At 69.8% G+C, this 7,188-nt stretch carries 7 protein-coding genes; 5 read left to right on the top strand and 2 right to left on the bottom strand.

What is annotated here, in order from left to right:
* On the bottom strand, nucleotides 1-920 hold a 920-nt coding region (locus LCD31_RS25235; RefSeq protein ID WP_224962016.1), incomplete at its 3' end, for a family 2B encapsulin nanocompartment shell protein.
* A 729-nt stretch (nucleotides 921-1,649) separates the two neighbouring features.
* On the opposite strand from LCD31_RS25235, the gene LCD31_RS25230 reads away from it, so the two are divergent.
* The 3 genes from LCD31_RS25230 (at nucleotide 1,650) to LCD31_RS25220 (ending at nucleotide 3,395) form a co-directional block, all read left to right on the top strand.
* Nucleotides 1,650-1,910: a helix-turn-helix transcriptional regulator gene (locus LCD31_RS25230; protein WP_224962014.1), complete on the top strand. Its 261-nt coding sequence runs from the start codon at nucleotides 1,650-1,652 to the stop codon at nucleotides 1,908-1,910.
* A 512-nt stretch (nucleotides 1,911-2,422) separates the two neighbouring features.
* On the top strand, nucleotides 2,423-3,157 hold the full coding sequence (locus tag LCD31_RS25225; RefSeq protein ID WP_224962012.1) for a TNT domain-containing protein: 735 nt from the start codon (nucleotides 2,423-2,425) through the stop codon (nucleotides 3,155-3,157).
* A 4-nt stretch (nucleotides 3,158-3,161) separates the two neighbouring features.
* Nucleotides 3,162-3,395, top strand: a complete 234-nt coding sequence (locus LCD31_RS25220; protein ID WP_224962010.1) for a hypothetical protein — start codon at nucleotides 3,162-3,164, stop codon at nucleotides 3,393-3,395.
* 590 nt (nucleotides 3,396-3,985) lie between these two features.
* On the opposite strand, the gene LCD31_RS25215 is transcribed toward LCD31_RS25220, so the two are convergent.
* Nucleotides 3,986-4,954, bottom strand: a complete 969-nt coding sequence (locus LCD31_RS25215) for a hypothetical protein (protein WP_224962007.1) — start codon at nucleotides 4,952-4,954, stop codon at nucleotides 3,986-3,988.
* 379 nt (nucleotides 4,955-5,333) lie between these two features.
* Here LCD31_RS25215 and LCD31_RS25210 point away from each other — a divergent pair, with 379 nt between their 5' ends.
* The gene (locus LCD31_RS25210; protein WP_224962006.1) at nucleotides 5,334-5,777 is read left to right on the top strand and encodes a hypothetical protein; all 444 of its coding nucleotides are present in this window, start codon (nucleotides 5,334-5,336) and stop codon (nucleotides 5,775-5,777) included.
* 121 nt (nucleotides 5,778-5,898) lie between these two features.
* Nucleotides 5,899-7,041 carry a DUF1015 family protein gene (locus LCD31_RS25205; protein WP_224962004.1) on the top strand — a complete coding sequence of 381 codons (1,143 nt, stop codon included), beginning with the start codon at nucleotides 5,899-5,901 and terminating at the stop codon, nucleotides 7,039-7,041.
* The last annotated feature ends 147 nt before the right edge of the window (nucleotides 7,042-7,188 follow it).

Here is a 7,188-nt window from a genome sequence, read left to right as displayed (position 1 = left end):
TCGGGGTTGTTGAGCAGGTCGTGCTCTTGGCGTTCGCGGAGTGCTTCGATGGTGAGCCGCAGCTGCTGCTCGGTCTGGTTCATCGGCTGGTTGTAGAGGTCCGTGACCCGGCTGTGCACGCGCAACACGGTCTGGGCGACGCTGAGCTCGTACTCGCGCGGGCTGAGCTCGTAGTCCACGTAGGTGCCGCCGAGCAGAGCTTCGCCGCTGTGTCCGGAGTGGATGCCGATCTCGGCTTCGCCGTGCTCGTTCTGCGGTTTCCCGGTGGAGGTGTCGATGCCGGCGAGGTGCTGGCGCAGCGGCTCGGCGGCGTTCATCTCCTGCAGGCTCTGGTGCCGCAGCGCGAGCACGGTGCCGGAGGTGACGGCCTTGATGGTGTGGGCCCAAGTGCCGTCGGCGCTGAGCAGCGCGGACTCCCCGAAGTACTCGCCGTTGGCGAGGACGCCGAGCACGGTGTCGTCGCCGTACTCGCCGCGGCCGAGCTTGTTCACCTTGCCGTGCGCCAGCAGGAAGACCTGGTCCACGGGCTGCCCGGCCTCGACGAGGACGTCGCCGGGCTCGAAGTTCTGCTGGACGAAGCGGTCGGCGAGCGCGCCGAGCACCGACTCGTCGTCGAAGTCGCGCAGCAGCGGCAGCTCGCGCAGCTCTTGGGGGATGACCCGGACGTCGGAGCCGGTGTTGGTGAAGGTCACCCGCCCGTCGCCCAAGGTGTAGGTGAGCCTGCGGTTGACCCGGTAGGTCCCGCCGGTCGCCTGCACCCACGGGAGCATCCGCAGCAGCCACCGCGAGGTGATGCCCTGCATCTGCGGTGGGGTCTTGGTCGTCGTCGCGAGGTTCCGCGCGGCGGCCGTACCCAGGCTCAGCTGCGGCCGCTCGTTCTCGTCGACACCCGAATCCGCCACGGTCACGACGTACACCACCTAATCTTTCGTTCGAGTTCTGGGGAAAGCGCCGAATGCTCCGGTGGAGCGGGGCGTGCTCGACCGCGGCGGGCTTCGCTGGCCGCCGTGCCGGTGAACGACCCGGCCCGGCCCGGTTCGGGTCGCGGGGTCGCCAATCGGCCGGTTCGAGGGGAACAGGCCGATTCTTCGACTGAGTTCGCTTGTTTTCCGCTGGGTTTCGCGTGAATGGAAAGACGCCGACGTGGAAACCGGGCATCGGCAAATTGCGTGCTCATTTCCTGGCGGAGAAGACGCTAGCACCGCCGGATGGGGCCGTACAGTCACCCGAAGGTGCTAAGAGTGGCTGCTCCGGTGGCGGGCGGGAGCTACATCACCGACCATCACTCGTTTCGCCTATTGTGATCACGGGAAGTAGTTGCGCTTGGAAATAAATCGGTGTTCTCTGGTCGTTCCGCGGACGATCGAACCCGTTTTCCAGCGGGTCCGATTCGCGCCGTGCACGACGTGCTGCTCCGGCCGGGCGAAGTACGGGGGCGGTCGGTGGGAACCGGTTGCGGAGTGCTTGGATCGATGCAGTAGCGTTCGCGATTAACCCGACCTTGTCGAGGCGAATTCGGCATTCCTGAAACAATCCCGAAAGGCGTCGTGCGGTGTTGGGCGGGGAACGGTGTGGCGATCAGAACGGGGTGGTCCCGCGACCGGCGCCGCGCGCGTCCGCGGTGCCGGCTGGGGCAGGAGGAGGTGCGGATGCGGTGGAACCTGCGGCTGGCTGCGGCCAACCGGGGCATATGGAAGGCCAGTGACCTGCAGCGCAGGCTCGCCGAGCGCGGGATGGTGATCTCCGCGGGCAAGATGTCCGCGTTGTGGTCCGGGCAGCCCGGCAGCGTGAAGCTCGCCGACCTGGACGTGCTCTGCGTCGTGCTCGGCTGCGGGGTCGACGAACTGCTCATCCCGCAGCCCGAGCACGTCCGGTTCGGGGACGGGACCGGCGGGACCGGCACGGGCTGAGCCCGCCGAATCGTCGGGGGGCCGGGCGTTCCGCCGCCGGTTCGCCGTTTCGGCGGGGCTGGGTCGATGTGCGCAGCGGATTTCAGAGCGCGCGTTCCGGCAATGCCGGATTGCTTTTTCCCGGTGGATTCGAGTCGTGGCCGGATCCGGAATTTCCACTCGCGGGAGTCCGGTCGGTTCCGTGGTGACTCAGCGTGGACGGTGCCGGGTTCGCGCAGCGGGGTCCGCGGCCGCCTTCCGGGGAAGGTCGAGCGTTCACCGCCAGGGAAAAGTCCCGGATTCGGCACGTCCAAAAAGGACCTGCGGGCCGGTCGCCGAGTTCAGCGGCGGGTTCCGAGCAGCCCGCGGCGGTGGCACCGACGACTTCGGATGCGGAGCGTCAGAATCAGAACCAAGATCCATCCGATCAGGTAGCGAGTGCGAACCGATCGAGCGCAATCCACGTGGAACGTTCCCCGGGTGATCACTCGGCCGCTATCAGTGGGGCCAGCACAGCGATCAGGAGGAGTTCCATGCTGGGGTTCGAAATGCCGTGTTCCCGAAACGCGATCCGACGCAGCGGCGCGGCCGTCCCGCACCCGCGCGTGCCGCGCCGCAGACGAGCCCTGCTCGCGCTGTGCTTCGGGCTGGTGGCCGTGCTGGTGCCCGCCGCACCGGCCCAAGCGGCGCCGCACGCCGACCGGCCCGAACCCTGCACCGGGGTCCACGCCGGCGACGAACGATGGGGGCCTGCGGTGCTGCCCCGGCCGTGGCAGGAGCCCGTCGGACCGCTGCTGGCCGGCTACTCACGCAGCGGGAACCTCCCGCCGGACCGGTTCCTGGCGGAGTACTGGGACTCCACGGCGGAGAGCTGGAAGTACCCGCCGCTGGACGGGTTCGAAGTGCTCCCCGACGGAAGTGCCGACAAGGACGCCGAAGTACTGGAAGTGGGCGAAAAACTGGACCGCTTCGGCTCCGAGTACGGCTCCTTCCTCGCCCCTGCCGGCGACGACTACGCCGAACGTTCGCTGCCGCCGCAGAGCCTGACCACCAGGGAAGCCGACTTCCCCTGCGGCTACCACCGGTACGAGGTGGCGCGGCCGTTCACCGCGTGGGAAGGACCCATCGCCGCCTGGTTCGCCCAGCCCGGTGGTGGCACCCAGATTCTGCTCGACCCCGCGTTCCTCCAGCCGGGCGACGGGCAGCGGCTGAACGTCCGGTGGCTGTTGTCCAACGGCTACCTCAAGCCCGCGGACGATCTACGGTAGGCGGATGGACCGCCGCGAACTGTTCACCCTCCTGCGCGGATCGGGTGTGGCCGAGAGCGAGCTGTGGATCGAGGGCGTGCACGAACCGCGGATGCCGCCCACCGAGTTCCTGTTCCTGCGCAAGGGCACGCAGGGCTGGGACACCGGCGTCGCCGAACGCGGCGAGTGGCACGTGATCGCCACCTCGCCGGATGAGGACACGGCGTGCGCGCGCCTGCTCCGCCTAGCCCAGCCCTAACCGGCACCCGAGTGAACGGACCGTCGTTCCAATAGATCGGGACGAACGGTCCGTTCACTCGAAAAACGCCGTTCGGCCCCGCACGCACCGTCCAGGAGTGAACGGACCGTTCGTCCGGCTAGATGGGACGAACGGTCCGTTCACCAACTGATTCGGTCGATTACCTGCGGCGGCTGTCGGCGTGGCGGTACTCGCGCCCGAGCGGCTGCGCGGCCTCGCTGATCGCCACGCCGTTCGGCCCCGCACGCACCGTCCAGGAGTGAACGGACCGTTCGTCCGGCTAGATGGGACGAACGGTCCGTTCACCAACTGATTCGGTCGATTACCTGCGGCGGCTGTCGGCGTGGTGACCAGCGGACCGATTCAAGCGCGCTCGAGATCCTCTGGAGCGAACGGACCGTTCGTCCAGCCGGATTGGGCGAACGGTCCGCCCACCTTCCTCGCGGCAGCAGAACGCCGCGCGTGCTGTAACCGACGCGCGGTGGGCCGAAAGGCAGCATGAGTGGTGCGTAGGTCGGCGCGGGGGAGCCGGTGGCGGGGAGACGTGACGCCGTGCGCGAAGCACGGGATCCGTTCAGGGCGCGGGTGGTTCAGCGGCGTTCGGTCGTGTGGGGAACGGCTGTCACTCGTGGACGGGGACGTTGTCGAGCAACCTGGTACGAGCGTCGGAGCTCATCCAGCACCGCGGCCGGGTTCGATCGGATGTGCTTCGGGAGCGTGTGCACGACGACGACACCTGCGGCGGTCATGAGCGTGTGCCGTCGCACCGTGTTCTCGTAGCCGGCCGGCCGTAGGTGGAAGTTGAGGGAATCGATCTGCCAGGCGAGCCCGACCTCGTCGATCCAGCCATCGGGTACGCCCAACAGCTTCCCGTCGGGGCCGAGCAACCGGACGTTCCACTGCATCCGCGGCAAACCGGCTTTCCGCGCCAGCCGGTACGCCCACCCTTCGGCCGCGGAATGGACGTTGGCACCCAGCTCTTCGAGTACGACGCGGCAGCGGGCGACCCCTCGTCGAGACCCGGCCTTAGCTTCCTTGGCGAGAGCTTCCGCCGTGACCATGCCGCGTTGCACGGCCTCGGCGAGCAGTGCTCGCACCTGGTCCAGCGTCGGCAGTCGACGCGCCGCGTCGAGCAGCGCACGGACGAGAGGCGCAACCCGGAAGCCGCCTTGAGATGCGGGCCGCGGCAAGCGGGTGGTCCGCTCGATCTCGACGAACTCCTTGCTGGCGCGCTTTCGAGCTTCCGGGATGAGCATGTGCACTTCTTCCGTGCCGGGGAACTGCGTCATCCCGTGCAACCGGCAAGCGGCGATTCCGGTGATCATCGCGCCGGTGCCCGCGTACTGGAGTGCGGCGTCCAGGCGCTGCTCGCGAGTGGGGGTGCCTGACGACAGCATGATGACCCCGGGGAGCAGCCGCTTCCACGGGCCGCCGATCGAGGCCCGGTGGTAGACGGTCTGCCTTGGTACGCCGAGTTCGTCGAGAGCGCGCGCTGTGATGACGCCGTAGGTGGCCGCGGTGGCCACCCCGTCCCAGTCAGCGATCGTTCTCCTCGGCATGACTCCACGATGACTACTCAGCTCACCTCGGCGCCACATCGATTTCGAGATCTGTGGATGAATCGCCGACCTGTGGACAACTTCCCGATTCCTGGTGGAGTGGAAGGGCGGGTTTTTGGGGAATGTGTGGGGCGACACACCAAGAACACCGGGGGGGGTGGGGGGGGGGGGGGCGCCCCGCCCCCCCCCCCGCCGCCCCGCCCCCGCCCCCGGCGCCCCCCCCCCCCGGCCCCCCCGGCCCCCCCCCCGCCCCCCCCCCCCCCCGCCCCCCCCCGGCCCCCCCCCCCCGGGAGGGCTGCGTGCGGGGGCGTCGCGACCTCCGCCTACCGCTCCGACCGAACCCACCCGGGCGTACTGTGACCCGCGGAAGGGGTGGGGGATGCGAACGACGACATCACACCGGAAATCGGCGGTGGTCGTGGCGCTGGCGGCGCTGGCGTTGACCGGGTGCGCCGGCTACCAGACCGACCCCGGCGTGCAGCGCCACGTGCCGAGCGTGTCCCGGCAGGACATCATCACCAAGATCGGCTTCGTCACGCAGGACCAGTGCTACACGCGTGCTGCTCAGCACGGCACCGAGCGCTGCGAACGCTATCTGGCGCAGGTGCGCAACATCGCGCTCAGCGCCACCGACTCCACCGAGAACCCGCCGCAGATCACCGACCCGGCGCGCACGCTGGAGCAGCGGGTGACCGAGCTGTCCGGACGCGGGTGCTTCCCGCCGCAGCCCGGTACCGAGCAGGAATGCACCCGCCTCCTCATCGCCGCGGACGGGGCGTTGGACGACCTCCACGCCGCGCTCGTCGCAGCCCCGCCAGGGTGAGTGGAGATCACTCTCCGTCGAGGAAACCTCTGGCATAGCGCACAAATCGGTGCTTTCCGCGACCGCTTCACCGCACGCTCAGCCGCGGGTTGATACTGCGGTGGTGACGAGTTCGGTACGAGTGGGAGTCGACATCCGCCCGTTCCGCGCCTGGGTACTCGCGCCCGAGCGGCTGCGCGGCCTCGCTGATCGCCACGCCACTCCGTGGGACCGCGTGGACGTCGAGAACTCGGTGCGGTTGCTGGACGAGTGGAAGCGCCTCGAGGTGCTCGCCCGCGAAGAACGTCCCGCCATGTACGTCTACGAGCAGACCGGTCCGCTTGGCGTGCAACGCGGCGTGATCTCCGCGGTGCACCTGGACAGCCGGCTGCTTCCGCACGAAGACGTCGCACCTGCGCACACCGACGCCATGGTCGAGCTGATGCGCGCCGGACGGATGAGCATGCCGCCGATTCTGCTCGGCTACGGCGGTACCGACCGCACCGCCGCGCAGCTCGACACCGCCGTCCGGCAGCGGCCGCTGACCGAGCTGCGCACTCCGGACGGCCAGCAGCACCGGGTGTGGCGGCTCACCGAACGCTCCACCTGCGGGGAGATCATCGATGCGCTGCACGAGCGGGCCGCGTTGATCGCCGATGGGCACCACCGCCACGTGGCCGCCCGCCGGTTCCGGCGTGAGGTGCACGCCGCCGGGTACGGGCGCGGGCCGTGGGACTACATCCCCGCGTTGCTCGTCGACACCAAGCGCAGCCCGATGCGGTTGCGTCCGGTGCACCGGGTGCTGCCGCACGTCGATCCGTGGAAGGCGCTCGCCGCCGCGCAGCAGTGGTTCCAGATCACCGCGTTGGCCGGGCCGCTGGAGGAGTGGCTCGACGTACTGCGGGCCCGCTCCTACCACGGGGCCGCGTTCATCGTCGCGACGCCGGACCGCGCCTTCTTGCTGGACCGGCCCAACGTCGAGTTCCTGCAGGGACCGTGCGAGCGGTTCCCGGAGTCGTTGCGGTCGATGCACATCTCGGTGCTGCAGGCGTTCCTCGATGTGGTGGCCGAGTCACCAGTGCTGTATGAGCCGAGCGCGCCGCGGGCGTTGCACGCGGTGCGCGAACTCGGCGGCATCGCGGCGATCGCGTTCCCGCCGAGCCACTTGGACCTGTCGGCTGCCGCGGCGACCGGGGTTCGCCTGCCGGTGAAGTCCACGGCGTTCGGCCCGGACCCGCATCCTGCGCTGGTGCTCCGGGCGTTGCCGAGCCCGCGGCGCCCCTGAGGTCCGCTTCGGCCTGGCGGAGGCGCGGCGCCACGCGGTTGAGCGAGTGAACGGGGCCGGGGGGGCCACTTAAAGCGGCGCGCGCGGCGGGGGGGGGCGGGGGGCGGGGGGGGGGGGGGGGCGGGGGGCCCCCCCCCCCCGCCCCCG

This window comes from Saccharopolyspora sp. 6M (genome assembly GCF_020176775.1).
Classification (GTDB): domain Bacteria; phylum Actinomycetota; class Actinomycetes; order Mycobacteriales; family Pseudonocardiaceae; genus Saccharopolyspora_C; species Saccharopolyspora_C gregorii.
Note: the sequence above shows the minus strand (reverse complement) of the source record. Positions and strands in the feature narration are given on the sequence as shown.

Bases quoted from the DNA above. Each gene is read 5' to 3' on its own strand.
- LCD31_RS25220 (WP_224962010.1), top strand. From the start codon at position 3,162: ATGGACCGCCGCGAACTGTTCACCCTCCTGCGCGGATCGGGTGTGGCC.
- LCD31_RS25215 (WP_224962007.1), bottom strand. From the start codon at position 4,954: ATGCCGAGGAGAACGATCGCTGACTGGGACGGGGTGGCCACCGCGGCC.
- LCD31_RS25225 (WP_224962012.1), top strand. From the start codon at position 2,423: ATGCTGGGGTTCGAAATGCCGTGTTCCCGAAACGCGATCCGACGCAGC.
- LCD31_RS25210 (WP_224962006.1), top strand. From the start codon at position 5,334: ATGCGAACGACGACATCACACCGGAAATCGGCGGTGGTCGTGGCGCTG.
- LCD31_RS25230 (WP_224962014.1), top strand. From the start codon at position 1,650: ATGCGGTGGAACCTGCGGCTGGCTGCGGCCAACCGGGGCATATGGAAG.